Origin of the sequence: Paeniglutamicibacter sp. ORCA_105, assembly GCF_045798545.1 — a bacterium.
Lineage (GTDB): Bacteria > Actinomycetota > Actinomycetes > Actinomycetales > Micrococcaceae > Paeniglutamicibacter > Paeniglutamicibacter sulfureus.
On sequence record NZ_JBIXLM010000001.1, the window covers coordinates 88,961 to 103,461 of the forward strand.

Below are 14,501 nucleotides of genomic sequence, written 5' to 3' on the forward strand. Positions count from 1 at the left end.
CGGGCCTGCCGCTTCCACGATATGTCGGCCCACGTCGGCCTATGGGCCGGAGACGAGGGTGACGGTCTGCAACAGGCCCGGCACCAGCACCAGCCCCAGCAGGCCCGAGGCGATGGCCCAACCCAGCGACCCCGCGCGCCAGGCCAGCCAGGCGCCGACGAGTCCCAGAAGCACGGGCGCGACCATGAACCACGCGGGCAGCAGAGCTCCGCTTCCGCCCCAGTCGGGCAGCAGCAATGTGATGGCCACGGCAAGTGCCATGAGGATCCAAGTGGCAAGCAGCTTCCGGCCGCGGGGCGGAACGCTATTTGCCCGCGGTGATGGCGTGGTCATGTGATGCTCCCGGTCCGGCTTTCGAAGCCCGGGACCGACAATTCCCCGGCGACCATCGCCGCCCGGTGCGTCTTCCGCACCCACTCTGTCTTCAACGCGCCATAGAGATGCGGAAACAATTCCCCGTCGCCGCCGTCCTCCAGGCGGATCTCTACTCCCGCGGCGGCAATCGCTGCGGCGTCGAGCTCCAGCACCACCAGCTCGCCGGAGAAATCGGGGTAGATGTGGCCGGCGACCACCGGGAGCTGCCCCGGAGACGAGCAGTGGATGAAACCGACCTCGGCCAGCGTTGCGCCCCGGGTCGATTGTCGATACTCGCCAGCGGTCTGGGCGCGTTCCCATGAACTAAATTCGGTCAGGTGCAGGACGGCTTCCATGCTCCCAGCATAGGCAGAGGCGCGAGTTTGCCGGTGCACCCCTCAACGGAAAAGCGCCCGGCGGACGGTTATTGTCCACCGGGCGCTTCCCGGGTTCCCGCTACTTGTCCAGCTGCAGCCCAACAAGCACCGGATCATGGTCCGAGGAGCGGAACTGGTCCGGGGAGAACAGCTGCGCCACGTTGTAGTTGTAGCGGCTGTACTCGTACGCCACCGACTCGGTGGCGTTGATGTTCCAGATCGTTTCCCCGGTGACCTGCTGCGCAACCTCGGGCGAACCGAGAATATGGTCCAAGGAGCCGGTGCGGCCCGCGAAGAGGTAGCTGCGGGTATCCGCCGCTGCACCAAGATCCACGTATCCGGCCTCGGCCAGCACCTGGATCGGTTCCTCGGCGGAGTATGCGTTGAAGTCCCCGGCCAGCAGCACCTTGTTGGTGTTGCGTTCCTTCTTCAATCCTTCGGCGAAGTCCACCAGGGCCTCGGCCTGCTCGACGCGCGCGGCGTTCCAGGCCCCGGCGCCGTCGCCCTTGTCGGCGTTCTCCGAGCCGTCCTTGGGATCCGAGCCCTTGGACTTGAAGTGGTTCGCCAGAACCAGGAAGCGGCTCTTGGAATTCCCGCCGACGGCCTGGAATGCCTGCGCCAGCGGGTCGCGGGCGTTGTCGAATGCCGCGTCGTCCAGGATGACCGACTCGTCGATGGGCTTCACCGCGGCGCCCTTGTAGATCATCGCGGTACGAATGACATCCTCGTCGGCCGGAACCGACTCGGGGCTTGGCACGAACTTCCACTGCTGCTTGCCCGCGGCCTGGTTCAACGCATCCACCAAGGTGGCCAGCGCTTCATCGCGCTCGAGCCCAAAACGGGCGGAGTTCTCGATCTCCTCCAAGACCAGCACGTCGGCGTCGAACGTGTTCAGCGCCGAGACGATCTTGGCCTGCTGACGCTCGAGGCTCTCGCCATTGGCCGCACCGCGTGCGTCGCAGCCGCCGCGCACGGTGACCGGCTGGCCTTCCCGATCGGTGTAGTAGGTGCAGCCCGAGAGCTGGTCCCCGGTGGTGGTGAAGTAGTTCAGGACATTGAAGCTGCCCACGGTGACGTTTCCGCCAACATCGGCCGGTCCCTCCGGCTTGATTTGTGCAAAGGCTGCCGGGATATCGGCATCCTCTGACCCGACGACCTGCCCCTGCGGCTGCATCCGCCACAGGTCGTAGCGGTAGTCCATGATCACCGGAGAGGTGAAGGTGGCCTGGGCACCGACGCTGACACGATGCCCTGCCGAAAGATACGGAAGCGGAACGGACTTGTTGGATCTTGCACCGAGGAAGTTCAAGGTGGCGCCGTCATCCAGCACCAGGGCACGACGTTCATTCTCGGCTTCCAGGGCTTGGGCTTGGGCACTGCCCGGGGCAAAGGCATCGGTGGCCTGGCGCAGGGTGCGCTCGCCGGGAAGGATCTCGCTGGTGCCTTCGGCGAGGGTCATCTCGCCGAACTGGTTCAGCGAATAGTTGTCGGCCACAGTCCATTCACCCTGCGGATCGACGAGCATGGATTCGAAGCGCTCACGTTCGTTGTCCGCGGAGGGGATGTCGATGGCCAGGGGCTTGACGGCATCGGCTGGCTCGGTGAGCACCTCGATGTCGGAGGCCGAGGCGCTGATCTGGGTCAGCCCGAAGTATTCCCCGACCGTTCCGGTGACCTGGACATGGTCGCCCACGGCAACCTTGGCCACCCCGCTTGGCGAGTAGACGAAGATACCCGAGCTGCCCTCGGCGGAAACCTCGCTTCCGCTGCCCGCACTTTGGACGTAGAAGCCGCGAATGCCGCCCTCGGCATAGGCGCCGGTGACCACCGCACGCACGGTGACCTGCTGGCCAACCATGCCGCTCGCGGCACCCGTGCCCTGGATTTTCTCGATGGAGGTCGTTTCGGTGACTGCTGCCGTGGCCGGGGCGATTGCCCCCACGGCCATCGCGGCCGCCAAGGTGACGGTGGCGAAAGCCGCCGTTGCGCTCTTCTTCATGATTTCCCTCGGTCGTCTGTCGCTCCGTGACGCGGTGGCGCACGGTATGTATAGCCCGATCAGATTCGATCACCGGGAAATGAATTCGGCATGAATGGCACTTGAACCGCGCCGATGACCTTCACCGGGTGGCCATTGAACCATCCAAGACGATGCGTGGCACCGCGTCCAGCGTATTGGCTACCCCAAACCAGTGGAATCGGATGGATTCAGCACTGTTGCCATGCCGTCGCTAATGAGGATTACTCAACCGCAGTGCGCAACGGGACCACGCCAGCAATTTGGTTCTGGAAAGAATCACGTGTGGGTCGAACGAATGAGGATTGATGCGGGTCGATGTTGTAAATGACTCAACGACGACCTGGAATACCGGAAGAACTATTTCCGCTCGCACACCGAGAGGATCGTCACCACCGGTCTCATGAGCAAGGCGAGGCTGACAGTGATCTCGGCATTCGCCCAGCTCGAGCGCGACCAGCTGGCGGAACGGACACGCGCCGGAAAGGCCTTGCGAGTCACCTCGCGCACTCGAGACAAGTCCTCACGCCGCCCCACTCGTCGGTGGCCCTGCAACGGTGACGGACTGTAAAGCACTCGTCGCCTACGAATTCTCCGTCGGATTGAGTGACCGCCTCGCCCCCGCAACAGGTATCAACCCTCGACTTTGAACTGCGGGCAGGCAATGCGATCAAGGCTCAGCGCACAATGTTGAGCAACTTGATAAGGGCTCCCTGGAGGGAGCCCTGGAAGGGCTTGACGTTGCTGGTGACTTTGCCCATCAAGCGGTCGGACTGGCGAAGTTGTGTCATCACGCGCCCATGGACCGTGTCGACCTGGCCGTCCGGGAGGGTCACGGTCGCCTTGCGGGATTCCCCCTGGCAGTCGTGCGCGGTATTGACCGCGGAAATGCCCGCGAGAACGACTTCGGCACCATCCTCCGTGTTGAGGCTGGAGCTCTCCTCGGCAAAATCAAGAATACTGGCGGTGCACTCCATGACAGCCCGATGGGCACTATGCTTCGGGCTGGTCGACGCTATGGCTGCCTCCCGGCCGAGCTCCTTGAACTTGCCAAGAATGGCACCTTGTCCTTCCCAGGTGATCGTCAGCGGCAAGTTCAATTTCCACTCCACATTTTCAGGGGGACTGGCGATTCGCACGGCCGTCCCGGGGCTGAGGTAGATGGTATTTCCCAGCTTGGTCTTCTGAGAAACCACCGCATGGAAAGTGTCGACCTGCAGCTCTAGATCGGGGTCGCTGCTGGGCGTGTGATGTAGTGCCTGATTCCAGGTGATTCCCGGTAGCACCCACACTGCCTTGGAACGGTTGCGGAGCCACGTCTGAGCTTTTCCTGTGGAATCATAGCTGGCGCATGCGTCCCATTGTTTTAGGTAGGCCGCCTCATCTTCGTTGGTGGTGCTCATATCCAATGCCGACCCCTCACCAACCGCGGTGCACACCTCTTGGGAGGATGCCTGCTTGTACGCAGTGGGGCTCGGGATGGTGCTGGGTCCAGGGGGAGTTTCATCATCCCCGCAAGCGCTGAGCATGAGGGCTAGTGCGACAACTAAGACCACTTGTCTTTGCATGGCTTCAGTGTGGGCTTAGGGGTGGGCAAAAGGAAGAGCGCCGCGACTACCGCCCGCCTTGCCTCAAGCACATTCTGCGAGACGCTATCCTCAGCAAAACCGGTTCGTCGCTGAAGGCGGAGACGTTCAACGCCTAGCTGAGGGGACGGCTCAATGGCGGCTCAAGGCCTGCCGGTATGGCATTCTCTGCCACGCGCTGCCAGGATCTGCCGTATGTGGTCTGCAAGCGAAGATTTCTCAGCTGCATCCTCCGTCGAATTGCCCTAGCAGTGGTGTCCAAGCTGTCTGGCAGCCCCTTGGACCTTCCAGTCGACGCGAAATTGGCTCCTAATCGGCACACGCAAGCTTCTGAAACGAAACCCCTGTTTTCAGAGGCCGGAAGTGCGGCTCAACTTGGAAAAACTGGTAGTTGAAGGTCCGCATAGCGAAGGTCTGCTTCATCTCAGGGTCCCTCAGCCGGCGTGGCGTTGGCATCGGGGTTCGATGGTGGAAGTGACCAGCGTGAAGATCGCACGGTGGCGCTTTTCCCAGAGCGTCCGGTCTGATGGGTCAGCTCCCACCGAGACCGCAATTCCACGAACGGCTGGTCCCCTGAGCACCGCCTCTTTCCATTCCTTGCCGGTACGGGGGCAATACCTTGAGTCCACGAAAAAAGCGCCCTGGAGCGGTTCCGGAAGAACCGCATCAGGGGGCATCGATCGTGCCTCGGGCTGTTTACTTGCCCTCGGCCAGGTAGAAGCCGATGGCCGTGCGCATCGACTCGCGGGCGCGGCGCCGGTCCCCCGCGGCGTCGTAGGCCAAGGCCAGGCGGTGCCAGGACTTCCAGGAGTCGGGGTTGGCCTCGGCCTCTTCCTTGTACTGCACGAAGTCCTCGTCGGCGGCGGCCTTGACGATGCGTCCCGAGGGGGTGCGCGGCAGGGTGTCCTCGGGCAGCAGGCCCTCGCTGGCCAGGATTGAGGCCATCTTCTGCGTGCGGGAGCCGAAGAGCACCTCGCGGACCAGGATCCACACCCCGACCAGCGGCACCACCAGGGCGGCGACGCCGATGACCTTGGCGACCGGTTCGTCGGCGGCGATGAAGCGCACGGCCGAGCCGAACGCGGCGACCAGGTAGAACACGAAGAGCAGCAGGATGGCGCCGACCCAGATCTTGGTTTTCATGGTTTTCTAGCGTCCCAACTCGAGGTAGCCGTCAAGGCCGTAGGTCAGCCCCGGGCGCGAGGCGACGGTGCGCAGACCCAGCAGCACGCCGGGCATGAAGGAGGCGCGGTCATAGGAGTCGTGGCGCAGCGTCAGCTGCTCACCTTCCCCGCCCAGCAGGACCTCCTGGTGGGCGACCAGTCCGCGTAGGCGCACCGAGTGCACGTGGATGCCGTCCACCACGGCACCGCGGGCACCGTCGAGCTGGGTTTCGGTGGCATCCGGGCTTGTTGCCACTCCCGCGGCCGCACGCTCGGCGGCGATCAGTTCCGCGGTGCGCACCGCGGTGCCCGAGGGGGCATCGACCTTGTTGGGGTGGTGCAGCTCGATGATTTCCACCGATTCGAAGTAGCGTGCCGCCGTGGCGGCGAAGGCCGAAGCCAGCACCGATCCCAGGGCGAAGTTCGGGGCGATGAGCACACCGGTGCCGGGGTTTTCGGCCAGCAGGCTGGTGAGGGATTCGCGCTTGGCGTCGTCCCAGCCGGTGGTTCCGACCACGGCATGCAGGCCATGGGAGACCGCGAAGCGCACGTTTTCCTCGGTACTGGCCGGGACCGACAAGTCGACCACGTGCGTGGCCCCCGCCTCCAGGATGGCTTCCAGCTTGTCTCCGCGACCCAGCGCTGCAACAAGTTCCATGTCCGTGGCGGCGTCGACGGCCTTGACGGCCTCGGCCCCCATTCGTCCCGATGCGCCGAGGACGGCGACTTTCAGTGGTGCACTCATGACTTCTAGGGTATCGGGAATTCGGTGCCGCTCTCGCGTCGGTGACGGGCACGGACCGGACGAGGTTGAGGTTGAGGTTCCTCCGGCGTCAGGACCCGATGCGTCCCAGTTCGTGCCCGGACTCATCGAAGGAGACCCGCGCCGTGGTGACGGGCTTGCGCAGCACCCCGGTCAGTCGATCGACGGCGTCACGGAAATGACGTTGGAGCAGGTCCACGGCGCCCTCGCCGTCGCCCGCGAGCACCAGTTCCAGCCGTTCCCGGTGGGCCCGGTGCAGGTCCGTGCGAATGACGTAGCCGCCGGGGTTGCCGAGGCTGGCCAGTCGCGTCTCCACGACCAGGTTGGCCATGTACTTGACCAGGCGAAGGTTCCCGGACGCTTTCACCATCTCGAAGTGGAAGTCCAGGTCCGCGTCGCCGATGGCTCGAGGGGATTCGAGGGCTTGGGGGCTGGCGTCAAGACCCTCAAGGCGGGTCAGCACCGCCGATGCGGCATGGAGGCGAATCGCCCGCTCCCCTGCGTCCGGCAGCCCTGCGATGACACGGATGGCGGCGCTCTCCACCACCAGGCGCGTTGCGTAGAGTTCCTCCAGGTCGGCCGGGCGAACGACGGCCACACTCAGTCCCTGCCCCGGAATGGAAACCAGCAGGCCGTCCTGGATGAGCCGCTGGGTGGACTCACGCAGCGAACCCCGGCTCACCCCGAGTTGCTTGGCCGCCTGGGCTTCCTGGATGGGGGTTCCGGGCATGAGCAGGCCTTCGTAAATGGCGTTGCGCAACTGGTTGGTTATCAAGTCGATAGTCGATGATCGCTGCACCCGAACCATGCTTGTCGCCGATGGCTGTTGACCCATGTCCACGGGTACTCCGTTCTTTCTTCGCCGTTGTTGCTGTGTCGGCTCCCTCAGCCCCCTTTGCCCCGCCAGCGAACCCAATCGTAACTTAATCGTGATTTATGCCTGTAGTTGCCGGATTCACGGCGAAACAAGCCCTACTGCCGCCTGATTCACTGCCATATACCGGTATTCGAGCTCACCGCTTGCACGCTGCCACCTTTTGTCAACAATCCAACGCCCCGAACATCGGATTGTCAATCGATCCTTTTCTGGCTAACGTGATCAACACCATACTGAGCGTCACCACCCACCACGATCGGGTCGGGTCTGCCTCACACGGGTGCCGCGACCCCTGACAGGATCCGGCGCACGGGGCGGCTTGGCCATCGCACCCCGAAAGAGGTTTCTCATGAAGCGCAGCATCACTCGCAGGCCGTTGCTGGCCACAGGCGTCGTCCTCGCCTCCCTGTCACTGGCCCTCAGCGGCTGTGCCGGATCAACCACCACCGAACAACCCGGCGGCTCCGCCGCCGCCCCCGCAGGCGAAGGAAAATTGCAGGCACTGAAGGACAAGGGCTCCATCACCGTCGCCATCGCCGGCGAGGCACCCTATTCCTACGAGGAGAACGGCGAGCCCACCGGCGCCACGATCGCCCTCGCCAAGAAGATCTTCGGAGACATGGGAATCAAGGAAGTCAACACCGTCTTGGTCGACTGGAACGGGCTGATTCCCGGCCTGACTGCCAACCGCTCCGATGCGGTCAGTGCGGGGATGTCTATTCTCCCGGAGCGTTGCGCCAACGCCGACTTCGCGGACCCAGAGATCATGTACACCACCGCCCTGATGACCCAAAAGGGCAACCCTAAGGGCCTGAGCGACCTCGACTCCGTCAAGGCGAAGATGGATGCCGGGGAAGACATCAAGCTCGCGGTGCTGGCAGGCGGCATCGAGGCCGGCTATGCCGATTCCCTCGGCCTCGACGTGCAGTCGGTTCCGGATGCCCAGACGGGCATGGACACCGTGGACAACGGCCGCGCCGATGCGTTCGCCATGACCGCGATCTCGCTGAACTTCATGGCCGACGAGAACCCGGACGCCAATGTCGAGGTCACGGAGGCCTTCGTGCAGGAGATCGACGGGGTTCCGCAGATCGGCGCGGGAGCCACCGTCTTCGCCCAAGGCGACGACGAACTGCGCGAGGCCTACAACGAGGGCCTGGCCAAGATCACCGAGTCCGAGGAAACCTACCTCGCCGTCGTGGGCGAATACGGCTTCACGGCCGAGAACCTTCCGCCCAAGGACCTGACCACCGAAGAGCTCTGCGAAGGCACACCGACCCCGTAGCCCCACCGTGACCGGTGGCGCCGGCCGTGAGGCCGGTGCCCCCGACGGGAACCGCCGGCACCCTGCGGCGATGGCGGAACGACTGCCCGTCTCCGGCCGGAGACACCGACGAGATCAATGACCCAAAGGAGTCCATCACCTGTGGACGAAAAATTTGCGGCGCTAGGGGAGGCCATGCCGCGGCTGCTGGACGGCATCCTGGTCACTATCCAGCTCACCGTCCTGGGCGGGTTGGCGGCCTTCGCCCTGTCCGTGGCGCTGGGCCTCGCTGCCACCCATCCATCAAAAGCCGCGCGCATCCCCGCGCGCATCGTCATTGAGTTCTTCCGCGGCACCTCGCTGGTGGTGCAGCTCTTCTGGCTGTTCTACGTGCTTCCCTTGCTCGGCATGGACCTGCACCCGCTGCTGGTCGGCGTGATCGGCCTGGGCCTGAACTACGGCGCCTACGGGGCAGAAGTCGTTCGCGGTTCCATCAATTCGGTCTCCACCGGCCAGTGGGAAGCCACCACGGCGCTGAGCATGGGCGCCGCGCAGCGGATGTACCGCGTGATCTTCCCCCAGGCCTGGGCCCTGATGATCCCGTCCCTGAACAACCTGCTCATCCACCTGATGAAGGGAACGGCAATCGTCAGCTTCATCACGATTGCCGACTTCACCTACCACCTTGACCAACTCAAGCGCGTCACCGATACCGTGTTTGCCTACGGCGTGGTCGGGCTGCTGAGCTACTTCATCATCGCGCTGGTCCTGACCTTCCTGATGAACACACTGGAACGCCGCGCGAAGCGCAAGCTCGGCCAGGGCATCACGGTCAAGTCCATACTGAGTCCGGCACCCACTGTCGGCACTCCGGCCGGAGGAGCCATATGATTGCCGTCAACACCGCCCTGGAATGGCACTGGGACAGCACCTGGGAGGTGCTTCCGACGCTGCTCATGGCGTTCCTCAAGGTCACCTTGCTGGTCACTGTCCTCAGCACGCTGATTGCCGCGGTCCTAGGCCTGTTCATAGCAATGGCCATGCGGATGGCCCCGCGGCCGGTCGCCTCCACCATCAAGTGGATCGCCAACTTCATCCGGATGACGCCCATCGTGGTCCAGCTGCTGTTCGCCTACTACGCGTTCCTGTCGCTGGAGGGGGTGACCATCGGCATCATCGTCTTCGGCATCCACTATTCCACCTATATGTCGGAGGTCTACCGGGCCGGGATCGACTCGGTGCCCAAGGGCCAGTGGGAGGCCACCACCGCGCTATCGATGTCCTCGCGACGCACCTGGACCGCCGTCGTCATTCCGCAGGCGCTGCGCGCCACCATCCCGGCCCTTGGCAACTACGCGGTCTCGATGTTCAAGGACACCCCGTTCCTTCTGGTCATCGGCGTGGTCGAACTCGTGAACGCCGGGTTGATCTTCGGCGGCAACGCCTTCCGCTACGTCGAACCGCTCACCCTGGTGGGAATCATCTTCCTCCTGGCCAGCTACCCGACCTCACTCCTGATTGGCAGATTGGAAAAGCGCCTTGCCTTCAACACCTGATTCCGCAACCAGTCCGGCGGCCGCCGGTTCCGCACCGTCGGCACCCGTGATCGAGTTCCGCGACGTCGAGAAGTCCTACGGCAGCAACGTGGTGCTGCACGAGCTGAACTTTTCCGTCGCCAAGGGCGACCGCGTCACCCTGATCGGCCCCTCCGGGTCCGGCAAGACCACCATCCTGCGCCTGGTCATGACGTTGGAGGAGGCCACCGACGGCTACATCTTCATCGACGGCGAACCGCTGACCCACGAGGAGCGCGGCGGCAAGCGGGTGGCCCGCAGCAAGAAGGACCAGAAACGGATCCGCCAGCGGATCGGCATGGTCTTCCAGCAGTTCAACCTCTTCCCGAACATGTCGGTGTTGGAGAACATCATCGAGGCGCCGGTCCACGTGCTGGGCCAGTCCAAGGCCGAGGCAACGGCCCGGGCCAAGGAGCTGCTGGAGAAGGTCGGCCTGGCCGACAAGGCCGACCAGCATCCGACCTCGCTCTCCGGCGGGCAGCAGCAGCGCGTGGCCATCGCCCGGGCCCTGGCCCTGGACCCGGAAATCCTGCTGCTGGACGAGGTCACCAGCGCGCTGGACCCCGAGATCGTCGGCGAGGTGCTGGGCATCCTGCGCAACATCGCCGAGACCACCAACATCACGATGCTGATCGTCACCCACGAGATGCAATTTGCCCGCGACGTCTCCAACCGCGTGCTGATGTTCGACGGCGGCAAGATCGTCGAGGAAGCCCCGCCGGCGGTCATGTTCAGCGACCCTAAGCACCAGCGCACCAAGGACTTCCTGCATGCCGTGCTCGGCGGCGAGGAGGGCACCATCGGCACCCACTAGGGGGGTGTGCCCACCGAAGTACCCGGGGCAATCCGCCCCACAAGGCAGTGACCGTCCGGCGAGCATTAGCCGGACGGTCCCTTGCCTCTCCGAGACAGCCTCCCATCAGGCCGCCCTGCCGACCCCGCACCCCGAACCCCGAACCCCTTGTCAGTGGTCCGCGCCACCCCCTATCGTTGTCAACAATCTACCAACTGCGTTTAAGGGGTCACTATGGAACATGTGGGCGTCGCACCAATGCTCTTCACCACCGAGGAGTATGCCGCGCGTCTGGCCGCGGCGAGGGTGCGCATGCAGGAGCAGGGCTTGAGCGCCCTGTTGGTCACCGATCCGGCAAACATCTACTATCTGACCGGCTACAACGCATGGTCTTTCTACACCCCGCAACTGGTCTTCGTCCCCATGGAAGGGGACATGATCCTGTTCTCCCGGGAAATGGACGCCAACGGGGCCTTCCGGACCAGCTGGCTGCCGCCGGAAAACATCGTGGGCTATCCCGAGCGCTACGTACACCGCCCGCACCTGCACCCCTTCGATTGGGTGGCCTATGCCCTGCGCGCCCGCTACCTGATCGCCCCCGCAGCCAAGGGTTGCGTGGGCCTGGAAATGGACGCACACTTCTTCTCCCCCAAGGGATATCGCTCGCTGGTCAACGCCCTGCCGGAATGGACCTTGGTGGACTGCTTTGAGTTGGTCAACTGGGTCCGGGCCGTCAAGTCCCCGGCGGAGATCCAGCTGATGCGCCAGGCCGCGGTGTTCACCAACCTGGCGATGCAGGCCGCCCATGACGCCATCGACGTCGGCGCCCGCCAGTGCGATATCGCCGCCGCCATCAGCCAGGCGCAGCTGACGGGCACCGCGGAGGCCGGCGGCGACTACCCGGCGATCGTTCCGATGCTCCCCACCGGTCAATCAGCCGACACCCCGCACCTGACCTGGAGCGACGAACCGCTGAAGCCGAATGAGGCGATGATCGTGGAGCTGGCCGGCGCCTACCACCGCTACCACGTGCCGATGGCCCGAACCTTCATGCCCGGCAAGCCCTCCCCCCAGCTGGCGCACCTGGCCCGGGCCACCGACCACGCGCTGGCCGCCGTGCTGGAGTCCGTGGCCCCGGGCACCCCCGTGCAGGAACTCTCGCAGGTCTTCAACCGGACCTTGTTTGAATACGGCTATGAGAAGGCTTCGCGGATCGGCTACTCGATCGGCGTGGGCTACCCGCCGGACTGGGGCGAGCGCACCATCTCCCTGCGCAGCGAGGAGTTGACGGTGTTGCAGGAGAACATGACCTTCCACCTGATGTGCGGCATGTGGATGGAGGGCTACGGCTATGAGGTTTCCGAGGCCATCCGGGTCACCGACACCGGCGTGGAGACCTTCACCGCCTTCCCGCGCGGGCTGGTGCCCGCCGGCGATGCCCGCCTTACAGCGGCCGAATCCATCACCCTGCTGGGCAACCCCGGCGAGCGGGCGGTTTCAAGTGGTCCCGGGCTCGCGGGCCTCCCGCAGCCGCTCACCGAAACGCGCCGCCCGGCCACTCCGCGCTTTGGCTTCACCACCCCGACGGAGGAACCCATGACCGGGCCGATCGGCATCGTTGCGCGCAACGCCGAGCGGGCCGACAGGGACCCCGTCTGGCCCGTCGCACCGGAGCCGGAGGCCGAGCCCAAAGCGGAGAACGGCGATGCTTCCCCGGGGCAGACTCCCTGAGCACCCCAGGGGCTTGCCGCCGACGAATCAGGAGGCCGCGTCGTCCCGGCGGCCCTTCGCGGCTGCGGGGCCCACGAGGTGGTCTACGGCGCTGTCCATGTGGTCGGCGAGCGCCCGGTGCAATTCCGGCACGTCGGCGTCGAGGATCGCCTGGGCAATGCGGCGGTGCCCGGCGATGCGCTCCGCGACGGGGTATTCGGATTTTTCCAGGGCCGAGAGGCACATCCGGGTCTCCGTCACTAGCGTGCCGTGGATGCGGCTGAGCCGCGGACTGCCCGCCAGCCGGACCATGGCCTCATGGAAGGAGATATCGCTTCGGCTCAAGGCCGCGGGATCGGTCCCTTGGGCCTCCATCTCTGCCACGATCCCGAGCAGTTCCTCACCGACCTGGCCGTTCGTGTGGTCGACCTCGATGATCTTCAGCGCGGCACCCCGCTCGACCGCGGTTCGCGCCCGATAGATGTCGGTGATGTCGGCCTGCGTGAACTGCGCGACGAACAGGCCCCGATTGCGGATGCTCACCAGCAGCCCCTCCTGGGTCAGGCGCTGCATGGCCTCCCGCAAGGGGCCACGGCTGACACCCAGGCGCCCGGCCAGGTCGGCTTCGGCCAGCTGTGCGCCCGGCCCGAACTCGCCGTTCTCGATCGCCAAGCGGATCTGGCGCGCAATGATGGCCGGCGTGGATTCCTGTTTCAGCGGTTCGATGCTCGATGCGGTCATGCCGGTGGTTCCTCGCTTGGGCCGAATTGTCTAGATGCAGACAATCCTACAACCGGTGGGCGCCATCGGCGGGGCCACGATCGGCCCGGGGCTATGCCTCGCTGACTGCCTTCTTCAGCAATTCCACCAGTCGCTTCTGGTCCTCGGCGGTCAGCTTGGTCACCGCGTAGGAGCTTGGCCAGAAATTGCCCTCGTCGAGGTTCGCGTCTTCCTGGAAGCCGATCGTTGCATACCGCACCTTGAACTTGGCGGCGCTCTGGAAGAACACCACGACCTTGCCCTCGGCATTGGTGTACGCCGGCATGCCGTACCAGGTCTTTGCCCCCAGGGACGTGTGCTTCTTGACCAACCCGTGCAGGGTTTCGGCCAATTCCTTGTCGGAGCCGGTCATCTCGCCGATGGCTGCGAGGCAGGCCGCCTCCAGGTCGGCACTTTTCTTGGAGGCCTTTTCCTCGGCTACCGCTGCCTTCATGGCAGCCTTTTCCTCTTTGCTGAAAGCCGTGCTCATGGGGATTTCCTTTCATTGACCTGCTTTACCAGACCCACTCTAGGCGGAACCACGGATGGGCGCTTCTTGATTCCTGCTCGACTGGGTGGGCGTAGCGGGGATGCGCTCGGGGAATCTTGCAGCGGCTCGCAGGCAGCGTCGTGGTTGTTCCCGGACCGCCTCGGAGAAAAGTGCGCCCGACAACGGGACGGCCCTGGGCCCTTGGCGCTCGTGGTTCCTGGCTTCTCCCGGTCCGTCCACGCTCCCCGCACACTGTCTTCCCACCGCCAGGGTGGCCGGGTTGGCCGGTTCTGTGGCTCCTACCCCGGCCGAGCCGGTGAGCATTCGTCTGCGATCAAAATCCATGGGGGAACTCTCCTCGAGTCTGCGACACCGCCCCGCGCCGGGCGGCACCCCCATCTCCTCCCCCGCTGGTGACCCCCCGTCTGGCATGCAGGTTTACGCGGGCCAAACAAATGGCCAACGGCAGAGGGGGTCACCGGAGCATACGGTTCCGGTAACCCCCTCGTTCGTGTCTGTGGTGCTAGCTGGCGTCGACGACGTTCCAGCTGCGGTCCTCGCGGTTCCAGGCCACCGAGGCGTCGCGCAACTTGCGCAGGGACTTCAGGACGTCGCGGTTGATGGCCGGGTGCCCGTTTTCATTCGTGTAGACCCACTCGTCGCCGAAGGCCTCCGCGATGCGGGGCACCAGGGCTTCCTGGTGGACGGTCTTTTCTTTGTGGATCGCGTCAAGGATCCACTGGGCAATTTCTGGTGCATTGGTCATCTATTCAG

At 64.7% G+C, this 14,501-nt stretch carries 16 protein-coding genes; 6 read left to right on the forward strand and 10 right to left on the reverse strand.

All coding sequences use genetic code 11. From position 1 onward, the window contains the following. Positions 1-39: 39 nt before the first annotated feature. From ACIPUB_RS00420 to ACIPUB_RS00430, 3 genes are all read right to left on the reverse strand, one after another. The gene (locus ACIPUB_RS00420) at positions 40-333 is read right to left on the reverse strand and encodes a hypothetical protein (protein WP_407605625.1); all 294 of its coding nucleotides are present in this window, start codon (positions 331-333) and stop codon (positions 40-42) included. Then, positions 330-710, reverse strand: a complete 381-nt coding sequence (locus ACIPUB_RS00425) for a DUF952 domain-containing protein (protein WP_407605626.1) — start codon at positions 708-710, stop codon at positions 330-332. Before ACIPUB_RS00425 ends, ACIPUB_RS00420 begins: the two co-directional genes overlap by 4 nt. Positions 711-810: 100 nt before the next feature. After that, positions 811-2,730, reverse strand: a complete 1,920-nt coding sequence (locus tag ACIPUB_RS00430) for an ExeM/NucH family extracellular endonuclease (protein ID WP_407605627.1) — start codon at positions 2,728-2,730, stop codon at positions 811-813. Positions 2,731-3,091: 361 nt separating this feature from the next. Between ACIPUB_RS00430 and ACIPUB_RS00435 the strand changes: the two genes are divergently transcribed. Then, positions 3,092-3,319: a recombinase family protein gene (locus ACIPUB_RS00435; protein ID WP_407605732.1), complete on the forward strand. Its 228-nt coding sequence runs from the start codon at positions 3,092-3,094 to the stop codon at positions 3,317-3,319. 106 nt (positions 3,320-3,425) lie between these two features. On the opposite strand, the gene ACIPUB_RS00440 is transcribed toward ACIPUB_RS00435, so the two are convergent. From ACIPUB_RS00440 to ACIPUB_RS00455, 4 genes are all read right to left on the reverse strand, one after another. Continuing rightward, complete coding sequence (locus ACIPUB_RS00440; RefSeq protein ID WP_407605628.1) at positions 3,426-4,151, reverse strand: hypothetical protein; 726 nt, start codon at positions 4,149-4,151, stop codon at positions 3,426-3,428. Between the two features lie 879 nt (positions 4,152-5,030). Next, complete coding sequence (locus tag ACIPUB_RS00445) at positions 5,031-5,477, reverse strand: tetratricopeptide repeat protein (protein ID WP_407605629.1); 447 nt, start codon at positions 5,475-5,477, stop codon at positions 5,031-5,033. A gap of 6 nt (positions 5,478-5,483) precedes the next feature. Beyond that, positions 5,484-6,242 carry a 4-hydroxy-tetrahydrodipicolinate reductase gene (dapB, locus tag ACIPUB_RS00450; protein ID WP_407605630.1) on the reverse strand — a complete coding sequence of 253 codons (759 nt, stop codon included), beginning with the start codon at positions 6,240-6,242 and terminating at the stop codon, positions 5,484-5,486. 88 nt (positions 6,243-6,330) lie between these two features. Further along, a complete protein-coding gene (locus tag ACIPUB_RS00455) occupies positions 6,331-7,035 on the reverse strand; it encodes a GntR family transcriptional regulator (protein WP_407605631.1) in 705 nt (234 codons plus the stop codon). Positions 7,036-7,486: 451 nt separating this feature from the next. Here ACIPUB_RS00455 and ehuB point away from each other — a divergent pair, with 451 nt between their 5' ends. The 5 genes from ehuB to ACIPUB_RS00480 all read left to right on the forward strand — a co-directional run bounded on the left by ehuB (position 7,487) and on the right by ACIPUB_RS00480 (position 12,499). Then, positions 7,487-8,422 (forward strand): ectoine/hydroxyectoine ABC transporter substrate-binding protein EhuB, encoded by a 936-nt coding sequence (gene ehuB, locus ACIPUB_RS00460; RefSeq protein ID WP_407605632.1) that lies wholly within the window; start codon positions 7,487-7,489, stop codon positions 8,420-8,422. A gap of 141 nt (positions 8,423-8,563) precedes the next feature. After that, complete coding sequence (ehuC, locus tag ACIPUB_RS00465; RefSeq protein WP_407605633.1) at positions 8,564-9,292, forward strand: ectoine/hydroxyectoine ABC transporter permease subunit EhuC; 729 nt, start codon at positions 8,564-8,566, stop codon at positions 9,290-9,292. Beyond that, entirely contained in the window at positions 9,289-9,957 is a 669-nt protein-coding gene (gene ehuD, locus ACIPUB_RS00470) for an ectoine/hydroxyectoine ABC transporter permease subunit EhuD (RefSeq protein WP_264270342.1), read from the forward strand. Before ehuC ends, ehuD begins: the two co-directional genes overlap by 4 nt. Further along, positions 9,941-10,789: an ectoine/hydroxyectoine ABC transporter ATP-binding protein EhuA gene (ehuA, locus tag ACIPUB_RS00475; RefSeq protein ID WP_407605634.1), complete on the forward strand. Its 849-nt coding sequence runs from the start codon at positions 9,941-9,943 to the stop codon at positions 10,787-10,789. Before ehuD ends, ehuA begins: the two co-directional genes overlap by 17 nt. A gap of 213 nt (positions 10,790-11,002) precedes the next feature. Further along, positions 11,003-12,499, forward strand: coding sequence for a M24 family metallopeptidase (locus ACIPUB_RS00480; protein ID WP_407605635.1), 1,497 nt, complete (start codon positions 11,003-11,005; stop codon positions 12,497-12,499). A 27-nt stretch (positions 12,500-12,526) separates the two neighbouring features. On the opposite strand, the gene ACIPUB_RS00485 is transcribed toward ACIPUB_RS00480, so the two are convergent. The 3 genes from ACIPUB_RS00485 to ACIPUB_RS00495 all read right to left on the reverse strand — a co-directional run bounded on the left by ACIPUB_RS00485 (position 12,527) and on the right by ACIPUB_RS00495 (position 14,493). Then, positions 12,527-13,219 carry a GntR family transcriptional regulator gene (locus ACIPUB_RS00485; protein WP_407605636.1) on the reverse strand — a complete coding sequence of 231 codons (693 nt, stop codon included), beginning with the start codon at positions 13,217-13,219 and terminating at the stop codon, positions 12,527-12,529. Between the two features lie 91 nt (positions 13,220-13,310). Next, the gene (locus ACIPUB_RS00490; protein ID WP_407605637.1) at positions 13,311-13,727 is read right to left on the reverse strand and encodes a hypothetical protein; all 417 of its coding nucleotides are present in this window, start codon (positions 13,725-13,727) and stop codon (positions 13,311-13,313) included. A gap of 523 nt (positions 13,728-14,250) precedes the next feature. Further along, positions 14,251-14,493, reverse strand: a complete 243-nt coding sequence (locus ACIPUB_RS00495; RefSeq protein ID WP_407605638.1) for a DUF6953 family protein — start codon at positions 14,491-14,493, stop codon at positions 14,251-14,253. Positions 14,494-14,501 lie beyond the last annotated feature (8 nt).

What these genes read in the sequence shown, in the direction of transcription:
- ACIPUB_RS00420 (WP_407605625.1), bottom strand. Translation starts at nt 333, where the DNA reads ATGACCACGCCATCACCGCGGGCAAATAGCGTTCCGCCCCGCGGCCGG.
- ACIPUB_RS00425 (WP_407605626.1), bottom strand. Translation starts at nt 710, where the DNA reads ATGGAAGCCGTCCTGCACCTGACCGAATTTAGTTCATGGGAACGCGCC.
- ACIPUB_RS00430 (WP_407605627.1), bottom strand. Translation starts at nt 2,730, where the DNA reads ATGAAGAAGAGCGCAACGGCGGCTTTCGCCACCGTCACCTTGGCGGCC.
- ACIPUB_RS00440 (WP_407605628.1), bottom strand. Translation starts at nt 4,151, where the DNA reads ATGAGCACCACCAACGAAGATGAGGCGGCCTACCTAAAACAATGGGAC.
- ACIPUB_RS00445 (WP_407605629.1), bottom strand. Translation starts at nt 5,477, where the DNA reads ATGAAAACCAAGATCTGGGTCGGCGCCATCCTGCTGCTCTTCGTGTTC.
- dapB (WP_407605630.1), bottom strand. Translation starts at nt 6,242, where the DNA reads ATGAGTGCACCACTGAAAGTCGCCGTCCTCGGCGCATCGGGACGAATG.
- ehuB (WP_407605632.1), top strand. Translation starts at nt 7,487, where the DNA reads ATGAAGCGCAGCATCACTCGCAGGCCGTTGCTGGCCACAGGCGTCGTC.
- ehuD (WP_264270342.1), top strand. Translation starts at nt 9,289, where the DNA reads ATGATTGCCGTCAACACCGCCCTGGAATGGCACTGGGACAGCACCTGG.
- ACIPUB_RS00480 (WP_407605635.1), top strand. Translation starts at nt 11,003, where the DNA reads ATGGAACATGTGGGCGTCGCACCAATGCTCTTCACCACCGAGGAGTAT.
- ACIPUB_RS00485 (WP_407605636.1), bottom strand. Translation starts at nt 13,219, where the DNA reads ATGACCGCATCGAGCATCGAACCGCTGAAACAGGAATCCACGCCGGCC.
- ACIPUB_RS00490 (WP_407605637.1), bottom strand. Translation starts at nt 13,727, where the DNA reads ATGAGCACGGCTTTCAGCAAAGAGGAAAAGGCTGCCATGAAGGCAGCG.
- ACIPUB_RS00495 (WP_407605638.1), bottom strand. Translation starts at nt 14,493, where the DNA reads ATGACCAATGCACCAGAAATTGCCCAGTGGATCCTTGACGCGATCCAC.